The sequence below is a fragment of the Flavobacterium nitratireducens genome, assembly GCF_029625335.1.
In the GTDB taxonomy this organism is placed as follows: Bacteria; Bacteroidota; Bacteroidia; order Flavobacteriales; family Flavobacteriaceae; genus Flavobacterium; species Flavobacterium nitratireducens.
The window spans coordinates 2022437-2042628 of the sequence record NZ_CP121111.1 but is presented as its reverse complement, the minus strand read 5'-3'; the positions used below and the strand labels follow the sequence as shown (position 1 = coordinate 2042628).

Here is a 20192-nt window from a genome sequence, read left to right as displayed (position 1 = left end):
TACCCCATTTCTACAATGAAAAAATGGATATTACCTGGTATTTTCAGTCTTTTTTTAATATTCTCTTGTCAGGAAAAAAAGAACAAACAAATTGAAAAAGAAGTCAGTGCTACACCTGATACTATTGCTGTTCCAAAAGTACAACCAAAATCAGTTGCCAATGAGGCAGCCGCAATTTTAGCACGCAAAGAAGTTCCCATTTTATGCTATCATAATATCAAAGATTTTTCGGCTTCTGCTGGGGAAATGACCAAAACCTACACCGTAAAACCAGCTGCTTTTGCCGAGCAAATGAAAGCCCTTTCTGATGCGGGTTACCACAGTATTTTACCCCACGAACTATACGATTATTTGGTGTACAACAAAGCATTACCGTCAAAACCAGTGATGATTACTTTTGATGATACTCGTGGAGAACAATTCAGCATTGGTGCAGCCGAAATGAAAAAATACAATTTCAAAGGTGTTTTCTTTATCATGACTGTTGCTATCAATCGTCCTAATTATCTAAGCGAAAGCGAAATCAAAACACTTTCTGACGATGGAAATTGCATTGCCGCTCACACTTGGGACCACCACATGGTAACCAAATATGCTGGCGAAGATTGGAATACACAATTGGACAAACCTAAAAAAAGACTGGAAACCATCATTGGAAAACCAATCGATTATTTTGCCTACCCTTTTGGATTATGGAACACCGCAGCAATTCCTGAACTTAAAAAAAGTGATTATAAAATGGCTTTTATCTTAGCGACCAAAAGAGATTCTATCAATCCCTTGTATACCGTTAGACGTATGATTGTGTCTGGGAATTGGTCTACTGATAAAATGATGAAAGCGATGGAAGCTACTTTTACCAACTCCAAATAAAAAACAATAATCCCTACTTCTAATTTTTACTAGTATATTTTTCATCCAAATAGACTAGTAAAGGTATTCTGTGTCAATTGTTGATTGAGAAATTTTAAAAAAAAATGTGTTAAAAACAGTATTTATCAAAAAACATATTGACAAAAAAAGAATGTTATATAAATTACATTATTCATAACCTATTTTAAATTACTTATCTTAAAAATTATTAAATCAGCCTAAAGACTAAAATATTTTTAATGAAATTTAGCTTTTATTAATTTTTCAATAATTGCAGATGGTAAATTTAACACCTAAATTAAGCCCAAAAGGATGGGATGAAATGTTTTCTAAAGAGGGCGTAAGAGATGCTTACAAACAAGTATTACAAACATTAGAAAGTCTAACTATTGACAAACTTAATGTAAAACAGAAACAGGCTTCGGATATTTTTATAAAACCAAGGTATCACCTTCACAGTCTATAGTGATGATAACCAAGGAATCGAAAGAATTTTTCCTTTTGACATTATTCCTAGGATTATTACCAAAAATGAATGGATCGAAGTTGAAACTGGAATTGCACAACGCTTAAAAGCCTTGAATTTATTCTTAGAGGACATTTACAACGAACAACTAATTATAAAGGAAGGAATCATGCCTGCTTCATTAATTGCTTCTTGTCCGCATTATATTCCAGAGGTACACGGTATCAAAGTGCCTCATGATATTCATGTTCATATTGCTGGAATCGATTTAATAAGAGGTGAAAAAGGCGAATTTTATGTTCTAGAAGACAATTTAAGATGTCCTAGTGGTGTAAGTTATATGTTGGAAAATAGTGAGATTACCAAACGTATTTTCCCAGAAATGTTTCGGGCAAATAATGTGAGCATGGTAGCCAATTATCCGATGATTTTCCATAATATTTTAGTTTCGCTTTCGCCAAGAAGCATTTCAAACCCCAATGTTGTTTTGCTTACTCCAGGGGTATACAATTCGGCTTATTACGAACATACCTTTCTGGCTAGACAAATGGGAATTCCGCTTGTGGAAGGTCGCGACCTAGTGGTAAACAATCATAAAGTGTATATGAATGGCTGTTTTCAACATAATACATATTACCAAATACAAATACAATTTTCCTATCAAAGAAAGCATCAATGAGGTACGCTTGTTTCCTCATAATTTTGAAAATCAAGACGTTCTTCAATACTCCCTTTTAATTTCTAATGACCCAAATGTATCTTTTACTAATGATTATCATGGTAACAAAGTGGGGAATTTTAATATCCTGGAGGCACATACCGAAATGACTATAGAATCCCGAATGCTAGTGCGAGTGAATCATTCGCTCAAAATTCCTGAACTTGACGACACTAAGGTTTGTGATTTGAATTTGCATAACGATATTTATTTGTTACGCCTTTGTACACCGGAAACTATCAAAAAACAAGAGGAGATAAATGCCATATTAAAGGAAATAAATTACGAAAACAAATCCATTATTGCTATTGCTTTTGATTGTAGCCAATATATTTTCAATCATTTTACGTATACCAAAGGCATCACAAATATTGAAACAACAGTAGATGAAATTTTAGGTCATCGAAAAGGCGTATACCAAGATTTTGCTCATGTTCTTTTACAACTATTAAGAACCGCTGGTATCCCCTCAAGATATGTAAGCGGATATATTTGTCCAAACGAAAGCGGACTTCGAGGCGAAGGAGCAACCCATGCCTGGGTAGAAATTTACACCCCAAAACAGGGTTGGCTTGGTATTGATCCTACTAACAATATTTGGACGATGGATAACCATGTCAAATTATCTGTTGGAATGAATTTTAAAGATTGTACTCCTGTAAAAGGAACATTCAAAGGATTTTCTAAACAAACACTCTCTGTGTGTGTTTCCATTGGCTACGAAGATGGCCGTCACTTTGAAGGTATTAATGATGTAGAATTAGAAAAAAATTCTGTTGAATTTGAATTACAGTTAAATCACGCCGAACAACAACAGCAGTAATTTTTCAATAAACTCCATTTCTAAACATAAAAAAAGCGAATCATTTGATTCGCTTTTTACTTTTATATTTTGCTTAATTCGCTAACCAACCTTGAGGATTCATATAAGTTGTATTTTGCAACAATAAAAACTTAATTACAGTTTTACCGGTATCTCCACTGGTACGGATTCTACCCAAACTTTGTTTCGTACTTACCTTATCTCCTTTACTTACATTAACAGAACTTAGGTTTTGATAAATCGTAAAATAATCTCCATGTTGAATCATTACCGCTTTGTTTACTGGAGATAATACCATTACACTGGCTACTTCTCCACCAAAAACGGCACGAGCATTAGCTCCATCATTAGTAGTAATTTCCACTCCACTGTTATGTACAACCAAAGTATTGTAAATTGGATGCGGCTGATCTCCATAACCTAAAGAAATAAATCCTTTTTCTACTGGCCAAGGCAATTTTCCTCGGTTAGCTCTAAAATTATCCGCAATTAATTTATCTTCAGGAGTCATTTCGATTCTTGAAGAAGATACAGGTCCTCTGGAAACTGTTTCTCTTACTTCTTTCTCTTCTTTTGCAGAACTCTTTTCTTTAGACGAACCCTTAGTAGTCGATGCTTTTGATTTTTCGGCAGCAGCTAAAGCTGCTGCTTTAGCGCGTTCAGCAGCCGCTTTTCTGTTGGCTTCGGCAATAGCTTCACGAATTAAACGATTAATTTGAGCATCAATAGTTTTAGACTCTCTTTGTTTTTTTCGAATTTCAGAAACAATTCGGTTTTTATCTTTCTTGATTTGGTTCACTAATTTTTCCTGCTCTTGTTTTTCTTTCAACAACGATTGTCTTTCCTTTTCATTTTCGGCAATTAATTTTTGCTTCTCAATTTTTTGAAGTTTTAATTTTTCATTATACTTCACTAATTCTGTTGATTTAGCATAAATTTCCTCTCCTTGTGATTTTCTAAAACTGGTATATTGTTTTAAATATTGTGCTCTTTTATAGGCTTGCAAAAAATTCTCGGAAGAAAGAATAAACATTGCTCTACTTTGTTCTGAGCGACTTTTATACGAATTGACAATTTTTTTTGCATAATCTTCTTTAAGCGCATTCAACTCTCTATTCAACTTATTTATTTGAAGCTGATTGCGATACATATCATCCGCCAAAAGTCGTTTTTGCTTTTCGGTTGTATTAATCAAATTCTCTTTCAGCTTGATTTTGTTTTTTTGAATCAAATAAACATTCATCGCCGATTTTTCCTTCGATTTAACGTTTTTCAACATCTTTTCGTTCTCTCGAATTTCTTTTTGAATTTGCGCTTTACGTTGTTCTAACTTTTCTTGCTGCGTTTGGCTCCACATCACAGAAGTCAAGCATACAAATAACAGGCTAAGGAAATATTTTGGCATCTTAAAAATTTTCTTTTTGCAAATTTACTTAATTATTATTCTTTTGTAACCATCTGGCACACTATATGGAAAAGAAAGTTCTTCATTAAATGAAACCGAATTATAATTCAAATTAATTTCTGAATTGCCTTTAGGTTGTAGTGTTTTAATGGCTATACTGGCTGGTAAATTAGCTTCTTTATATGCCACTCTTTCGGGATATGAAATTTGGATATTTCTATTTTCAGTTGGCTGAGAAACTTCTTGTTTATTGATGGTAAAATCAGTGACATTAAAATAATAGGTTTTCTTAGTGTTCTCGCTTTTAGCATCATCTAAACGGTACAAATTATCCACTAATATTTCGGTGTATTTTCCTTTATTCAAATCGTCTAAAGCTTCACCCACTAACATATTTTGAATTTTAGAATAATCTAAATCTGTTCCTAACCACTGACTCAATGTAGTAAAATCGCCTTCAAAATAAGTGCCTTTTATTTTTTCGTAATAACTAACCGAAGTAGGTGTTATGGAAGCTTTAGCCATTGTAATTCCCAGAAAACGAATACTAACTAAAATTTGTTGGTCTTTTTTAATTCGGATTTCAGCATTTATATTTTGAGCTTGTTTATCATCAGTATAACGTGCGTTAGCTTTAATATATAAGGTCGAAAAATCAATTTTATTGTTGTAATGATTATTGATTATTTTGCTTGACTTCATATAATCAACTGGTTCTGCAACGTTTGTAGCTGCCACGATAGCTTTGGGCTTACATGAAACCATGATACTAATTATTGCAAATGCTAAGACTTTTTTCATTTTACTTTTGTTTTTTTAATAATGCTTCGGCTTTTGAAAAATATACTGCTTTTTTATAGTTATCCCCCAAACCGTTGTAGGCTTCTCCTAACTGAATATTATAATTAATTTCCAATGTAATATCCTCTACTACATAATCCATGCCTGTTTCAAGCATTTCTTTTGCTTTTTTATATTGCTTTAGTTGATTATTAGCTAATCCTGCATAATAATAAAATTGTGGTTGCACTGGATACAACTCTACCATATCGCCAGCAACCTTAGCCATTTTATCATATTTTTCTAATTGCGTATAGACTTCTAAGAGTAACAAACTGGATTCTATATCGGGTGTTGCTGTTTTAGAAAGTCCTATTTGATAATATTTTTCGGCCTTATCCCATTGCTTTTTAGTGTGGTAATATTTGCCTATTTCTTTACCTACATTCACACTACTGTCTTCCTCAAAATAGGCAATTGCTTTGTCTAAATCGGGAGTCAATTCAGGATGGGTATTCACATAAATTAAAAACTCATTAAAAATACGATGCTTTATTTTACTGTCAATTTTAGTGCTGCCTAAAACAATATTCATGGCTTTTACAGCCTTATCACTTTCGTTAGCCACTAAATAATTTTTGAATAAACTCACTTGTGCCCACTCCGAATTTGGAATTTCCTTTTCCAGTTTTCGGGCTGTTTCCAGCACTTTTTCTAAATTGTCTTTTTTAGAATACAGATAAATCAGCGCAATATAATTTTCTTCAAGCTTTGGATATTTATTAATTTGCTCAACTAGGTTTGTAATTTCTGTATCTTGATGTTTGCCTTGGGAAAGAATTTGAAGTTTGTAATTTTCCCTTCTTTCTGATTTACCAACGGTTTCGTTTAATTCATTGATAAGCAACAAGGCTTTATCAAATTCGCCCGTATTCATGTATAAAGAAGTTAGATCTTCTTTGAACTTTGCATCAAAGGGAATTAGCTTTTCGATTACTTTTACAGCATCTGCATAATTTTTGGTAGCATAATCTATATCATACATTCCTATTAAAAACCATTTGTTTTTAGGATCAATGGTATTTGCTTTTTCAAAAGAAGCATAGGCGTTTTTATAGTCTTTTTGAGCGAAATAATTTTTACCTAATTCATGATAAATGGTAGCATTATTAGCATCTAATTTCAAACAGCGTTCAAGTGCTACGATGGCTTTATCGTAATTCTCGATGGCTTTTTGCTTTAAGGCTTCATAAAAATATTCTTGAAATTTATTTTCTTCCAGTTTAATGGCATCCGGCTCGGTTTGAGACCAAGACAAATCTGGATTGCAAAGCAAAACAACCATTATCCCAAAAAAATTCCTTTTTTCATTTTTAGCTAAAAGACTTCAAAGTACTTAAATAATTTTACCATTAAGAAATTAAAACATAAAATTCAACTCCTTAATGGTAAAACGTTTATCTGCTATTAAAAATTATTCTAAAACCGAATAATCTCCAATACTAATACTTGTAAAATTGCCATCAAAACTAGCGTGATTTCCAATCATTGCGTTGTCTAAATTGGCATTTTTAATATGCGCATGTGTTTGAACCAAACTATTTTTGATACTACTGTCTATAACATGGCAACCGTTACCTAAAGAAACGTTAGGCCCTACGGTAGCGTTGATTAAAACTACATCATCCCCAATAAAACAAGGTTCTATGATAGTAGAGTTTTCCATTTTCACTTTAGAAGAAACCAAACTTTCTTTGTCTTCTGCAAGGAAAGCTAACATTCTCGAATTGGTTTCAACAGTTACATTTTTATTACCGCAATCCATCCAGGCACTTACTTCACCTGTTTTGAAAACTTTCCCATTCGCCATCATATTTTTGATACCATCATTAATTTGGTATTCACCTCCATTCTGAATGTTGTTATCTAAAACATTTTGCAATTCTTGTTTTAGGATAGCGATGTCTTTGAAATAATAAATACCAATAACTGCCAAATCACTAACGAATTCTTTTGGTTTTTCAACCAATTCAATGATTTCATTATTAGCATTCAATTTGACAACACCAAAAGCTTCTGGGTTTTCAATTTGTTTCACCCAAATTACAGCATCAGCTGTTGGATCTAATTCAAAATCGGCTCTAATCAAGGTATCTGCATAAGCAATTACGGCTGGACCTGACAGCGAATCTTTAGCACACATAATAGCATGTCCTGTTCCTAGAGCTTCATTTTGATAATAGATAGTGCCTCTTGCACCTAATTTTTGAGCAATAGCAATTAAGTCTTGCTCTACTTTTTCGCCAAAGCTTTCATGAATAATAAAGGCTACCTCTTCAATTTCCTGATTTAAAACAGCCGCGATATCTTCTACCAATCGATGAACGATTGGTTTCCCAGCCACTGGAATGAGTGGTTTAGGAATGGTTAATGTATGAGGGCGAAGTCGGGAACCTCTACCCGCCATAGGGACGATTATTTTCATTGTTCTTAAGTTGGTTATTTAAAAGCAAAGTTCGCGAATTCCTTCGACAAGCTCAGGATGATTCGCAAAGTTCACGAAGGATTTTTTTATTAATTTAACCCACGGATTAAACGGATTAACGTGGGTTTTTATTTAAACGTTATTAAAATATTTCAGATTGTATTATAACTGCGACTGAAAACTAAAATTCTGAATACTGATTACTTACTTCACCCCAGTACTCCCAAAACCTCCTGCTCCTCTAGACGTTTCAGTCAATTCAGTTACTTCTTCCCATTCGGCACGTTCATGTTTTGCAATGATCAATTGAGCAATGCGTTCGCCGTTTTGAATTTCAAAAGCTTGATTCGATAAATTCACTAAAATCACACCAATTTCGCCTCGGTAATCCGCATCAATTGTACCAGGACTATTTAAAACCGTAATTCCGTTTTTAAAAGCCAGTCCGCTTCTTGGACGCACTTGTGCTTCATAACCTATTGGCAATTCGATAAAAAGACCGGTTTTTACTATGGCTCTTTCTAGGGGTTGCAAAACAATTGATTCGGTTAAATTAGCTCTTAAGTCCATGCCTGCCGAAGCTATAGTTTCATAATTAGGCAAGGCGTGTTGTGATTTATTGATGATTTTTATTTTCATTGTAAATTTGGTTATAAAGGCAAAAACCGCTTATACTCGCGGATTGCTTTTTGTTTTAATAATACCCATCAAAGTAGCTTTCTCATTGTGGTAAATAAAATAGAGAAACAAAAGTAATAAAGTGATTCCAACAAAATAATTTTCTCTGAAACCATAAAATGAAATCACCGAAAATAAAACAGAGGTACCTAAATAAGCGCCTATTTTTTTGAAATCATACGGAATAGGATAATATTTATTCCCTAAATAATACGAAATAAGCATCATGCTTCCATAAGCTGCTAACGTAGCCACTGCCGAACCCATATAACTCATCTTTGGAATTAATAGAAAATTTAAAACTAAAGTGATGATCGCTCCAACAATTGAAATATAAGCCCCAACATAGGTTTTGTCAATTAACTTATACCAAACCGAAAGATTGGTGTAAATTCCCAAACAGAAATTAGCCAAAATAATCAATGGTACTACTTTCATGGCTACCCAATAGGATTCGTCACGAATCATGATCATTTTAAATAAATCGGCAAAAACAATTACGCTTAACATGATAAAAGAACCGAATATCACAAAATATTTGGTTACCATGGCATAGGTTTGTGGCGCATTTTTTTCGGAAGCGTGACTAAAAAAGAAAGGTTCAATTCCGAGCGTATATGCCGTACGGTACAACACCATAAACAAGCCCAACTTATAACAAGCCGAATACACGCCTACTTCGTCATCAGCTATAGCTTTCGGTAGTAATTTAGACAATAGAATTTTATCAAATTGTTCGTTAACGGCAAAGGCTATTCCTGCAAACAGAATTGGCAAACCATAGACCATCATTTTTCGCCATAAGCTAAAATCAATTTTCCATCTTAAGAAAACATAATCGGGTGAAAGTACCACAAAAGTTAACAAACTAGCAATTATATTTGCCAAAAAGATATAGCCTACCTGAAAGTTTTCGATATAAAAGGAACTCACTAATCCTGTTGGATTATGCTCTGATAATTTGGGCAAATAAATCAAAAATAGAATACTAAGTAATAAATTCACTAAGACATTCCCAATTTTAATGACTGCATACATAATAGGTCTTTGCAGTGCTCTTAACTTGGAAAATGGAATAATTACTAAGGCATCCAATACTAAAATCCAAATAGAATAAGTAATGTATTGTGAATCAATCCCAGACCATTCGGCTAAGGTAGTTCTAAATAAAAGTGCTGTAACTAAAAAAACAATAGTAGTCCAGAAAATAGAAACCATTGAAGTTTCCACCACCGATTGTTTGTCTTCTTCCTTATTAAAAAAACGAAAGAAAGCCGTTTCCATACCATAAGCCAAAATCACATTGAAGAAAATCATCCATGCGAATATGATGGTTACTTTTCCGTATTCGTCTTTGGGAAGCAAGTCAGTATATAATGGCACTAACAGGAAGCTAAACATCCTTGGGACAACCGTTGCGAGTCCGTAAATAGCCGTTTGTTGAAAAAGTTTTTTATATAACCCCAAAGTATACTGTCTTAATACATTTCGTAAAACAAAAATAACTAAATCTTTGGTTTAATCAGCGTAGGAAAGTATCGATTCTATTCTTTTTATAAACAGTTGGCACAAAAAAAATAGCCGTGCAATTGACACGGCTATTTCTATATATGAAAATGAACTTTTCTATTAAGCATTCAAGGCTTCCGCTCCACCAACAATCTCTAAGATTTCGTTAGTAATAGCAGCCTGACGTGCTTTGTTGTATGTTAATTTCAATTGATTTCTCAACGCAGTTGCATTATCAGTTGCTTTATGCATAGCCGTCATACGTGCACCATGTTCTGAAGCAAATGAATCACGGATTCCTTTGTACAATTGTGTTTTTAATGATTTAGGAATCAAAGTCAACACAATCTCTTCTTTAGATGGTTCAAAAATGTAATCAGAAGCAGCAACATTTACATCCGATTTAACAGGAGCTAACGGTAAAAATTGTTCTGTTTGAACGATTTGAGTAGCCGCATTTTTAAATTGGTTATACACCAATTCAATTCTGTCGTACTCTCCTGCAACAAATTTTTCAGTTAATGTATCAGCAATTGCAGCTACGTTATCAAAAGTCAAAGTATCAAAGATTGCACTTTGATTTGAGATTACATTGTTAGTTTTGCTTAAAACATCATTTCCTTTTTTACCAATAGCAAAAACGTCAACTTGTTTTCCTGCATAAAATGCAGCACGATTTTTAACTTCTTTAATTACGTTTGAATTAAAAGCACCACACAAACCTCTGTTAGAAGTAATCGCTACTAATAACACTTTTTTAATTTCACGTTGTGTAGTAAATTCTTCTCCTACTCCTCCTTCAAGAGTCGCAGAAAGACCTTGTAATAATTCCGTTAATTTTTCGGCATAAGGGCGCATGGCTGTAATTGCATCCTGAGCTTTTTTAAGCTTAGCTGCAGAAACCATTTTCATCGCCGATGTGATTTGCATCGTAGATGAAACGGAAGTAATTCTATTACGGATTTCCTTTAAATTTGCCATTTTTCTTTTGTATTAAGACTTTAGTATTAAGTACAAAGACCATCTTGATACTTTGTACTCAATACTTAATACTTATATTAGTTATATTTTGCAGAAACTTCTTTCGCTACTGATTCGATAACATCAGTAATTGTATCATCAAGTTTACCTGCTTTTAAAGCATCAAGAGTTGGTCTGTGCTTAGCGTTCATGAATTCTAAGAAATCTTTCTCGAATTCTTTTACTTTAGCAACAGGAACATTTCTTAATAAGTTTTTAGATCCAGCATAGATAATTGCTACTTGGTCTTCTACAGTATAAGGATCGTTCAAACCTTGTTTTAAGATTTCAACGTTTCTTTTTCCTTTTTCAATTACGTTTAATGTAACAGCATCTAAATCAGAACCAAATTTAGCGAAAGCTTCTAACTCACGGAATTGAGCCTGGTCTAATTTTAAAGTACCAGATACTTTTTTCATTGATTTAATTTGAGCATTACCTCCTACACGTGATACAGAGATACCTACGTTGATTGCAGGACGAACCCCAGAGTTGAACAAGTCACCATCAAGGAAGATTTGTCCGTCAGTAATAGAGATTACGTTTGTTGGGATATATGCAGAAACGTCACCAGCCTGAGTTTCGATAATTGGTAAAGCAGTTAATGAACCTCCACCTTTAACGATTCCTTTGATAGACTCTGGTAAGTCGTTCATGTTTTTAGCAATTCCGTCATCAGCGATTACTTTACAAGCACGCTCTAATAAACGAGAGTGTAAGTAGAAAACGTCTCCAGGATATGCCTCACGTCCCGGTGGTCTTCTTAATAAAAGAGATACCTCACGGTAAGCAACAGCTTGTTTAGATAAATCATCATAAACAATTAAAGCTGGACGACCTGAATCTCTGAAATATTCTCCAATAGCAGCACCAGCGAATGGAGCGTAAACTTGCATTGGAGCTGGGTCAGAAGCATTAGCAGCGACGATAACTGTATAAGCCATTGCTCCTTTTTCTTCTAACATTTTTGCAATTCCTGCTACCGTTGAAGCTTTTTGTCCAATAGCAACATAGATACAAAATACTGGTTTACCAGCATCATAAAATTCTTTTTGATTTAAGATAGTGTCGATACAAACAGTTGATTTACCTGTTTGACGGTCACCAATAACCAACTCACGTTGTCCACGACCTACTGGGATCATTGCATCTACTGCTTTTACTCCAGTTTGTAATGGCTCAGTAACTGGTTGACGGAAAACTACTCCAGGAGCTTTTCTTTCCAATGGCATTTCGTATAATTCTCCACCGATTGGTCCTTTACCATCAATTGGTTGACCTAAAGTGTTTACTACACGTCCTACCATTTGCTCTCCTACTTTAAGAGAAGCGATACGTTGTGTTCTTTTTGCAGTAGAACCTTCTTTGATTCCAGTAGATGGTCCTAAAAGTACCACACCTACATTATCTTCTTCTAAGTTCAATACAATAGCCTCAAGACCATTTTCAAATTCTACTAACTCTCCGTATTGTACATTTGAAAGCCCGTAAATACGAGCAATACCATCTCCAACTTGAAGTACCGTTCCTACTTCCTCTAGCGTAGCGCCAGATTCAAAACCTTCTACTTGCTTTCTTAATATTGCTGAAATTTCAGCTGGTTTGATTTCCGCCATCTTAATTTATAATTTAGACACTTAGTGTGCAATAAAACTAGTTACTTAATTCTTTTCTTAATACTTGTAATCGGTTAGCGATAGATGCATTGTATTGCTTATCACCTATAGTTAAAATAAATCCTCCAATGATAGCAGGATCTACTATATTTTTGATTGTCACTTTTTTATCTGACAAAGATGCAATTTTAGCCAATACTTTAGCTTCTAAAGCTGCATCCATTGGAATAGCTGTTGTTACTTTGGCTACTTCAACACCATTAGCTGCATCAAATTGACTTGAATAAGCTACTGCAATAGCTTCAAGGATTTCGAATCTTTTATTTTCAAATAATAAATGAAACAATCCTTTAGTTACTCCATTAATAGAAGCAAAAACCTCTAACAATGCTTTTTCTTTAACATCAACACTAATAGTAGGACTCTGAATAAAAGTATTTAACTCAGAATTACTTTTAATTGTTGAAGCGATTAAAATCATATCGTTATTCACCTCGCTAGCTACTCCAATAGAGTCTGCCATATCAAGGATTGCTTTTGCATAACGAATTGCTGCTCTTGTACCTGCCATAATATTAGTTTAGCTTTACGTCACCTAACATTTTCTCAACTAATTTAGTTTGAGCTTCAGTATTAGATAATTCGTCTTTCAATAATTTTTCTGCGATACTCAATGATAATGTAGAAACTTGAGATTTTAATTCAGCCATAGCTGCATTTTTCTCGCTTTCAATTGCAGCTTTAGCTTGATCAATCATTTTTTGACCTTGAGCCTGAGCTTCATTTTTAGCATCAGCAACCATTTTCTCTTTCATCTCACGAGCTTCTTTCAACATAGCATCACGCTCTGCTCTAGCTTCGTTTAAAATTCTTTGATTATCAGCTTGAAGATCTTGCATTTCTTTTCTTGCGTTTTCAGCAGAAACTAATGCGTTTTTGATTCCTTCTTCTCTTTCATTAACTGCATCAAGAATAGGTTTCCAAGCGAATTTTTTTAATAAAAATATTAATCCAACAAATATTAATACTTGCCAAAAAAACAAACCAAACTCAAACTGATTAATTAACTTTTCCATTATATATAATTCTAAGTTTTATTTTTTATTTAATCTTATTGCAAGACTGCAATGTAATGTTTTAATTTTAAAAACAATAGTTACAACCAACCGTTGCAACTATCGTTTTTTTGAATTTTAATTAAGCTGCGAATAAAGCCGCGAAACCAATACCTTCAATAAGTGCAGCAGCGATAAGCATAGCTGTTTGGATTTTTCCTGAAGCTTCTGGTTGACGAGCAATAGCGTCCATTGCTGAACTACCGATTTTACCAATACCTAAAGCTGCTCCGATAACGATTAATCCAGCTCCAATAATTTGTGGAATTTCCATGATATATATATTAAAAATTAAACATTCTTTTTTGAGGTTAGAGTTGAGAACTTAGAAATTAGAACAACTTCTAATTTCTACTTTCACATTTCTAACTTTTAGTGGTGCCCTTCTTCGTGGTGGTGTTCTTCAACAGCAGCACCAAAATAAAGTGCTGATAACATTGTGAAAATATAGGCTTGTAAAAATGCCACCAAGATTTCAAGGATTGAAAGAACAAAAGCTAATCCAAATGATAAACTACTTCCGATCCAACTTTTGAAAATAAACATTAAACCTAAGATACTCATCAATACAATGTGACCTGCAAAAATATTAGCATACAAACGAATCATTAATGAGAATGGTTTGATAAACACTCCTAACAATTCAATTGGTGCTAAAATGATACGCATTGGTTTTGGTACACCTGGCATCCAGAAAATGTGACCCCAATAATTTTTATTTGCAGTTAAATTTGTAATCAAGAAAGTCAAAAGCGCCAAAGAAAAAGTTACTGTAAAGTTTCCAGTAGCATTAATTCCAAGTGGTGTTAATCCAAAAATATTTAAGAATAATACAAAGAAGAAAATAGTCAATAAATAACTCATGTATTTTTTGTATTTCTTTTCTCCAATATTTGGGATCGCAATTTCGTCACGAACATACACTACAAGTGGCTCAAAGAAACGTCCAACTCCAGTAGCAATTCCACCATTTTTAGCATACGATTTAGCTAAGTTTGTGAAAACAAAAAACATTAAAATTGCAGCTGCAATAATTGAAACTACAGTTTTAGTGATTGAAAAGTCTATAGGACGAACATTGTCAGGGTGACCTGTTTCTTCATTCTCATGAATTGTCCCTGATGCATCTGTTTTATAGATTTTACCATCGTGGTGATTAATTACATAATAATTTCCGTTAGACTCAGCTACTTCTTTTCCGTGGTGAAATTTAGCAGAAGAAAAAATATGCAAACCATTATCCCACAAGATAACTGGTAATGGAAATCCCCAGCTTTCTCCTGTTTCATCATCTTGAGTTAATGAGAAATCATGAGAATCTAAAACGTGGTGATTAATAAATGCTTTGATTTTTGATTTTACATCAGTTGACTCTGCATGACCTTCTTTATTGTGGCCTTCAGCTACAGCTTCATGAGTGGTTGCTTCATGAGTTTGAACCGAATTAACTTCTTCATTTGCAAAACTAATCAACGGAAGACACGCTAAAAATGCTACTAAAATCAATCTAAGTGGTCTCTTTATAATCACCATAATTACAGAATATGTTATATTTACGTTTCTAAAATTTGGCGCAAAGGTACATTTTTTATTAATATCCGAAAGGATATGAAATCATATTTTTTATAATCCCTTGCTAAACCCTGTTTTTTAAGCCTTTTTGCTTAGTATTCTTATAGTTACAATTGTTTCAATTGTTAAAAATAGGATAAACATAACAAAAAAATTTCGCTTCTCAATTGTTATGTCATGATGCCTAATCTCCAGAATAGGTTTCAATAGTAAATAATAAATACCCATTTTGAAAGTTGTTACCAACAAAAAAGACATTCCTACCTGATCAAAATTACGCTTCTCAATGATTAATAATATCGTAATAACGACAAATGTGAGCCCAAAAAAGATAGCATAAAGTTTTTCCAAACTATAATAAAACAGCTCTTGATTAATATTGAATAGATAAAAACTCAACTGGTGTAGCCCATAACCTATAAGCACTAAAAACACTAATAATAAATAGGTTTTATAATTTTTCACAAACATCTTTGCTGTTTTAAAAAGCAATTTTTAACTATTCTTTATCCTTATTAATTTCATTAACTTGACGTATCACATTGTACAGTGCCACAAAAACACCTACTAAAACCAACACTTTATTGTAATAGAATTTAGGATGCGGATGATTCTCATCTAGCCAATCACCTAAATAAGAAAACAAAAAAATGATCACTCCCATTTGAATTGGAATGTTTATCAAGGCTAACCATTTACTTGTTCTTTTATTGTTAGGCTTTTTATCCATCTATTCTATTATTTGATTGTTTTTCATGATACAAGTTGCGCTAAAATCGGCACCCGGTTCAACTGCTAATTTGCCTACAATGGCTTCACCATGAATACTCGCCTTAGATTTTACATTTAACAATTCCGTCACTTGAATTTTTCCTTTAAATTTCCCTTCAATATCAATATTGTTGCAACTTATATCACCTGTAACACTGCCCGAAGGCCCAATAACCAATTTACCTGTAGATTGAAAATTACCTATTAATTCTCCATCCAATCTAAAATCAGCCATAGAAACGATATCCCCTTTTATTACCGTACCTTCCACTATTCGATTGGTTTTTCCTAAAAGGTCAGTATACGGTTTTTCTTTTTTATTAAACATCATTATTGCTTTTTAAATTCTAAATATAAATTTAGATTTTTCTTCATTTGCACAAGATTGTAATTTTCGTTTGATATTACAATTGCTGCAGTTTCCATTTTATAAGTTGGATTTTCCTTAAGCATTGAGGCAACATAATTAGCATAGTCCTGTGAACTAATACCCTGAACAATTACAAATCCACTGGTAGCATCATAATTTTGATAGCTTACGTTCATTTTTGAGGTGTTTTCAAGCTGAATAAATTTAGCTATTTTCTCCTCAATCGTTTTTTTATCATTTAGTGCTGTTATTGCTACAGGATATAAAATTTTCCAATTTTTGGATGCTGTTTTTTCAAAATTTTTATTTTCTAACAACGGAATTTGTTCTGCTAAGATACTCGTAGCATTTTTACCTTCTTCGGTATTAGGATAATTGCTGGCTACATTTTCCAAGGCTGCTTTGTATGCTGCTAATCCATTTTGTTTTCCAATCGTATTGGCTTTAAGCAATTCTAATTTAGAGACAATTTCTTCACCTGAAAATTGATTAATTAATCCGTCAATTTTTGCCATCACCACATCAAATTCTTCGTTAAGGTATTGCTGGTAGATTTTTTTATAAACCACTTCTGGACTCCCTTCATCGATTACAACATTAGCATTATTGAGTATTTGAGCATATCTTGAGTCAGGATACTGTGCAAGAATCTTACTTCTGTAGGTTTCTGCTTTTTCGCTATCAAAAGTTTGATAAATTTTATACAAATGGTACATAATAGGAAGGACCAATTTTTCTTCGGGTTGATAGCTCAATAATTGCTCGAGTTTTTTGGCTGCTAGTTCATTTTCTTTGAACTTCTCTTTGTAAATAACTCCTAATTGATAATAAGCATCATTACGTTCCTTAGCAATACTATCAATAGCTGTTGTTGCTGTAGGTAATTGCCCAATATAAAAATCTGGAGTATATCTTGGATTTACTTCCTCTACTGGTTTTGGATTTCCGGCTGTTGCTTCTTCTGAAACTACCGCTGTAGAATCATTTTGTTGCTGATTAGCAAGACTCGATGTCGAAGAGAGTCTCCAATAGCCTCCTAAAGTACGTTTGCCCCAATTTTTCTTAAATGCTACTTTTCCAAAAGAAACTGTATTGGGATTGTAAAAATAAAAACTGTTTTCCGATGGAAGATTTGCCATTGAGGGCGGTGCAAATGGAAGTGCCGCTACTGGGTTATTAGCGGATACAGGACCGTCGTTTACTGCCGCTTTGTTATTTCTTTCGATGTTTTTTTGCTTTTCAGCTTCTTTTTCTTCTAACTTTTTTTAGCCTCATCCTCTTTTTTAAACTTTTGGATTTGCTCTTCGTAGTACGCTATTTTTTCTGCTTCTGGTAATGCTACTACTCTAAGGATACTATCATTCCTAAGTGCAATTGCTTCGTAGAAAATAACTTCATCCAAATTTTTACGTCTCTTTTCAATATGAATAAATTCTCTGGTCTTAGGATTTAATTTTACCAAAGTACTATCGTAATATGTAGCCGCTTGTAAATAACGAGCATTTCTGAAATGAATATTTCCAATATTTCTATAATTGGAAGCTGTTAAATAATTATCCGATTGGGATTTCCTCAAAGAGGTAGTATAGTATTCAATAGCCTTATCTTCCTTTCCTGTTTTATCATAAAAAATCGCCATTTGATGATTTAAAATATCCAAATACGGACGATTTTCTCTGTTTTCCAACAATTTATGGTATTTTTCATCAAAGGCCAATTTGTCCCCATTTTGATAATCGAATAGCTGGGCTAACAGGGCTTGAGAATGCATCATGTACTTTCTATCCGATTTTCGGTTCATCTTAATTACGGCTTCAAAATAAGCTCTTGCTTGATCATTATCCCCTTTCTCTTGATACAATTGTCCTATAATAAAACGGTATCTGGCTTTTTCATTGTTTCGGGTGCTAAAATTGACTGCTTTTTTTAAACGAACAATAGCACTGTCTTTTTCCTCTAAATTCAAAAAAGAGGCAGCCATTAGAGCATTGGCATCAGCCATAATTTGTTTTTTGGGATGGGTTTCCTTGAGCATTTTAGAAATGTTTTTAATAGCTAAAACATCATTTCCTAAACGCATATTGGTTTTTTCACGCCAAATTTTAGCCTCATCTATACGGCTACTATTAGGATATTTATACAAAACATAATTAAAAGCATCCAATGCGGGAATAAAACGTTTGTCGTAATAACGTGCTTTACCTAATAATATATAAGCTTCATCGATTTGCGAGTTGCGCTCCCTTCCTTTAATATACATGGAATGCTTTTGAATAGCCTTAGTTGCTTTTTCCTCTGCTTTTGCAAAATCGACATTTTTAGAGGTATCTGCCACCACTAGATCTTCATCAATATTCATAGGCTCAACTGGCAAAAGTTCCCAAAAATTATCTTGGTTACTCGCATCGATTGCCTTGATTCCCTTATCCAATGCAATTTGTCCATTATATAAAATGTTATACTGTGTACTTAGGGCATGTGAATTTCTAGCCAAAAAAGTATCCTTCCTTGTAGAGCAGGCTACTAATATGCACAAACATCCTAAAGGAATGTAATATTTAAATCTATTGGTTTTCAATGATTGACGTTTTTTATCATTAAACTTTCAAAAAGTTTTTTTAGTGTAATGACTGGTAAAAATACGTTTCTTTTTGAAATATAGAAATTTAAAGAAAGAAAAAGCTTGCTATGATTTTGTGTTAAATCAATACGTAGTAACGACTATCATCTAAGCTTAAGGATTATCACCATAAATTATCTGAGAAAACACTGTTTTCACATCATTAGTAAACTTTGAAATTAGTAAAACAGCTACTTTTTTAGAGTAAAATTTCAAATAAATAGTTTTATAAAACAAAATTTGAATATTCTTCAAAATATTCCTTATTCAGAGTGACTTAATTTATTTATGGTTTTTTATTTTTGTCAAAAATTATATCACATGCCAAATTTTTTGAAACTCCTTATAAAAGAGGTAAAAAGGGAAACGGCTGCTGCTGTTTCTATCCTTTTTAATGTGCCTGAAGAATTAAAAGAGAATTATAAATTCATTGCAGGACAATATGTAAACCTAAGATTAACCCTTGACGGAAAAGAAATTCGTCGTGCGTATTCTATTTGCTCTTCGCCTGAAAGTGGCGAATTGCGCATTGCTGTGAAAGCGGTAAAAGATGGTTTGTTTTCTCAGTTTGCTAATAACAAATTAAAAGCTGGAGATGTTCTTGAAGTAGGAAAACCAGAAGGAAAATTTACATTTGAACCAGAAGTTAATCGTCAAAAAAATTACGTAGCTTTTGTTTCTGGTAGTGGAATTACTCCCGTAATGTCGATTATCAAATCGGTTTTAAAAAGTGAGCCAAAAAGTTCATTTGTATTGGTTTACGGGAACAAATCTCCTGAAGAAACCATTTTTCACCAAGAATTACACGACTTGCATTTGCAATATGTAAACCGCTTATTTGTACACTATGTTTATAGTCAGGCAAGAGCAGAAGATGCTTTGTTTGGTCGCATAGACAAATCGGTAGTGAATTATGTTTTAAATAATAAAAATGCAGCTTTAGAATTCGAAAAATTCTATTTGTGCGGACCGGAAGCGATGATTGATACGGTTTCTAATGTTTTAAAAGAGAAAAACGTAAAGGACTCGGCTATCAAGTTTGAATTGTTCACGGCTTCGGCTTTTGAAAACGAAATCAAAGATTTATCAGGACATTCGAAAATTACCATTATGGTGGATGACGAAGAAACTTCGTTTGAAATGTCTCAAAAAGAAACGATTCTGGAGGCAGCCTTAAAACAAGGTATTGATGCTCCGTATTCTTGCCAAGGCGGAATTTGCAGCAGCTGTCTTTGCCGAGTAACAGAAGGAAGTGCCGAAATGAAGAAAAACTCAATCTTAACAGTCAAAGAAATTGCCGAAGGTTTAATTTTAAGCTGTCAGGCACACCCAACATCAGATACAATTTATGTAGATTTTGATGATGTGTAA

General features: G+C 33.4%; 21 protein-coding genes. 5 read left to right on the top strand and 16 right to left on the bottom strand.

What is annotated here, in order from left to right; all coding sequences use genetic code 11:
• Nucleotides 1–15: 15 nt before the first annotated feature.
• The 4 genes from P5P90_RS09700 to P5P90_RS09685 all read left to right on the top strand — a co-directional run bounded on the left by P5P90_RS09700 (nucleotide 16) and on the right by P5P90_RS09685 (nucleotide 2880).
• Nucleotides 16–873, top strand: a complete 858-nt coding sequence (locus P5P90_RS09700; protein WP_278034505.1) for a polysaccharide deacetylase family protein — start codon at nucleotides 16–18, stop codon at nucleotides 871–873.
• Between the two features lie 277 nt (nucleotides 874–1150).
• Nucleotides 1151–1339 carry a hypothetical protein gene (locus P5P90_RS09695; RefSeq protein WP_278034504.1) on the top strand — a complete coding sequence of 63 codons (189 nt, stop codon included), beginning with the start codon at nucleotides 1151–1153 and terminating at the stop codon, nucleotides 1337–1339.
• Entirely contained in the window at nucleotides 1320–2018 is a 699-nt protein-coding gene (locus P5P90_RS09690) for a circularly permuted type 2 ATP-grasp protein (protein ID WP_340696466.1), read from the top strand. Before P5P90_RS09695 ends, P5P90_RS09690 begins: the two co-directional genes overlap by 20 nt.
• Nucleotides 1948–2880 carry a transglutaminase family protein gene (locus P5P90_RS09685; RefSeq protein WP_278034503.1) on the top strand — a complete coding sequence of 311 codons (933 nt, stop codon included), beginning with the start codon at nucleotides 1948–1950 and terminating at the stop codon, nucleotides 2878–2880. Before P5P90_RS09690 ends, P5P90_RS09685 begins: the two co-directional genes overlap by 71 nt.
• Nucleotides 2881–2953: 73 nt before the next feature.
• Here P5P90_RS09685 and P5P90_RS09680 read toward each other — a convergent pair whose 3' ends face one another.
• The 16 genes from P5P90_RS09680 to porW (P5P90_RS09605) form a co-directional block, all read right to left on the bottom strand.
• The gene (locus P5P90_RS09680; RefSeq protein ID WP_278034502.1) at nucleotides 2954–4285 is read right to left on the bottom strand and encodes a murein hydrolase activator EnvC family protein; all 1332 of its coding nucleotides are present in this window, start codon (nucleotides 4283–4285) and stop codon (nucleotides 2954–2956) included.
• A 24-nt stretch (nucleotides 4286–4309) separates the two neighbouring features.
• Nucleotides 4310–5086 (bottom strand): lipoprotein insertase outer membrane protein LolB1, encoded by a 777-nt coding sequence (gene lolB1 / locus P5P90_RS09675; RefSeq protein WP_278034501.1) that lies wholly within the window; start codon nucleotides 5084–5086, stop codon nucleotides 4310–4312.
• Nucleotide 5087: 1 nt separating this feature from the next.
• Nucleotides 5088–6410, bottom strand: a complete 1323-nt coding sequence (locus P5P90_RS09670; RefSeq protein WP_278034500.1) for a tetratricopeptide repeat protein — start codon at nucleotides 6408–6410, stop codon at nucleotides 5088–5090.
• Nucleotides 6411–6539: 129 nt separating this feature from the next.
• Nucleotides 6540–7550, bottom strand: coding sequence for a sugar nucleotidyltransferase (locus P5P90_RS09665; RefSeq protein WP_278034499.1), 1011 nt, complete (start codon nucleotides 7548–7550; stop codon nucleotides 6540–6542).
• Nucleotides 7551–7754: 204 nt separating this feature from the next.
• Nucleotides 7755–8189: a dUTP diphosphatase gene (dut, locus tag P5P90_RS09660; protein WP_278034498.1), complete on the bottom strand. Its 435-nt coding sequence runs from the start codon at nucleotides 8187–8189 to the stop codon at nucleotides 7755–7757.
• Between the two features lie 30 nt (nucleotides 8190–8219).
• On the bottom strand, nucleotides 8220–9695 hold the full coding sequence (locus P5P90_RS09655) for a lipopolysaccharide biosynthesis protein (protein ID WP_278034497.1): 1476 nt from the start codon (nucleotides 9693–9695) through the stop codon (nucleotides 8220–8222).
• A gap of 162 nt (nucleotides 9696–9857) precedes the next feature.
• Entirely contained in the window at nucleotides 9858–10718 is an 861-nt protein-coding gene (atpG, locus tag P5P90_RS09650; protein ID WP_278034496.1) for an ATP synthase F1 subunit gamma, read from the bottom strand.
• Between the two features lie 77 nt (nucleotides 10719–10795).
• Nucleotides 10796–12373 carry a F0F1 ATP synthase subunit alpha gene (gene atpA / locus P5P90_RS09645; RefSeq protein WP_278034495.1) on the bottom strand — a complete coding sequence of 526 codons (1578 nt, stop codon included), beginning with the start codon at nucleotides 12371–12373 and terminating at the stop codon, nucleotides 10796–10798.
• A 37-nt stretch (nucleotides 12374–12410) separates the two neighbouring features.
• Nucleotides 12411–12944, bottom strand: coding sequence for an ATP synthase F1 subunit delta (gene atpH, locus P5P90_RS09640; RefSeq protein ID WP_278034494.1), 534 nt, complete (start codon nucleotides 12942–12944; stop codon nucleotides 12411–12413).
• A 4-nt stretch (nucleotides 12945–12948) separates the two neighbouring features.
• Nucleotides 12949–13449, bottom strand: coding sequence for a F0F1 ATP synthase subunit B (locus tag P5P90_RS09635; RefSeq protein ID WP_278034493.1), 501 nt, complete (start codon nucleotides 13447–13449; stop codon nucleotides 12949–12951).
• 121 nt (nucleotides 13450–13570) lie between these two features.
• Nucleotides 13571–13762, bottom strand: a complete 192-nt coding sequence (gene atpE, locus P5P90_RS09630; RefSeq protein ID WP_278034492.1) for an ATP synthase F0 subunit C — start codon at nucleotides 13760–13762, stop codon at nucleotides 13571–13573.
• 98 nt (nucleotides 13763–13860) lie between these two features.
• Complete coding sequence (gene atpB / locus P5P90_RS09625; RefSeq protein WP_278034491.1) at nucleotides 13861–15021, bottom strand: F0F1 ATP synthase subunit A; 1161 nt, start codon at nucleotides 15019–15021, stop codon at nucleotides 13861–13863.
• 538 nt (nucleotides 15022–15559) lie between these two features.
• Nucleotides 15560–15790 (bottom strand): AtpZ/AtpI family protein, encoded by a 231-nt coding sequence (locus P5P90_RS09620; protein WP_278034490.1) that lies wholly within the window; start codon nucleotides 15788–15790, stop codon nucleotides 15560–15562.
• Complete coding sequence (locus tag P5P90_RS09615) at nucleotides 15791–16159, bottom strand: bactofilin family protein (protein ID WP_278036508.1); 369 nt, start codon at nucleotides 16157–16159, stop codon at nucleotides 15791–15793. It abuts the gene before it with no gap.
• 2 nt (nucleotides 16160–16161) lie between these two features.
• Nucleotides 16162–17427 carry a type IX secretion system periplasmic lipoprotein PorW/SprE gene (gene porW, locus P5P90_RS09610; RefSeq protein WP_479724211.1) on the bottom strand — a complete coding sequence of 422 codons (1266 nt, stop codon included), beginning with the start codon at nucleotides 17425–17427 and terminating at the stop codon, nucleotides 16162–16164.
• 29 nt (nucleotides 17428–17456) lie between these two features.
• Nucleotides 17457–18779 carry a type IX secretion system periplasmic lipoprotein PorW/SprE gene (gene porW, locus P5P90_RS09605; RefSeq protein ID WP_278034488.1) on the bottom strand — a complete coding sequence of 441 codons (1323 nt, stop codon included), beginning with the start codon at nucleotides 18777–18779 and terminating at the stop codon, nucleotides 17457–17459.
• A 363-nt stretch (nucleotides 18780–19142) separates the two neighbouring features.
• On the opposite strand from porW (P5P90_RS09605), the gene P5P90_RS09600 reads away from it, so the two are divergent.
• Nucleotides 19143–20192 (top strand): ferredoxin--NADP reductase, encoded by a 1050-nt coding sequence (locus tag P5P90_RS09600; RefSeq protein WP_278034487.1) that lies wholly within the window; start codon nucleotides 19143–19145, stop codon nucleotides 20190–20192.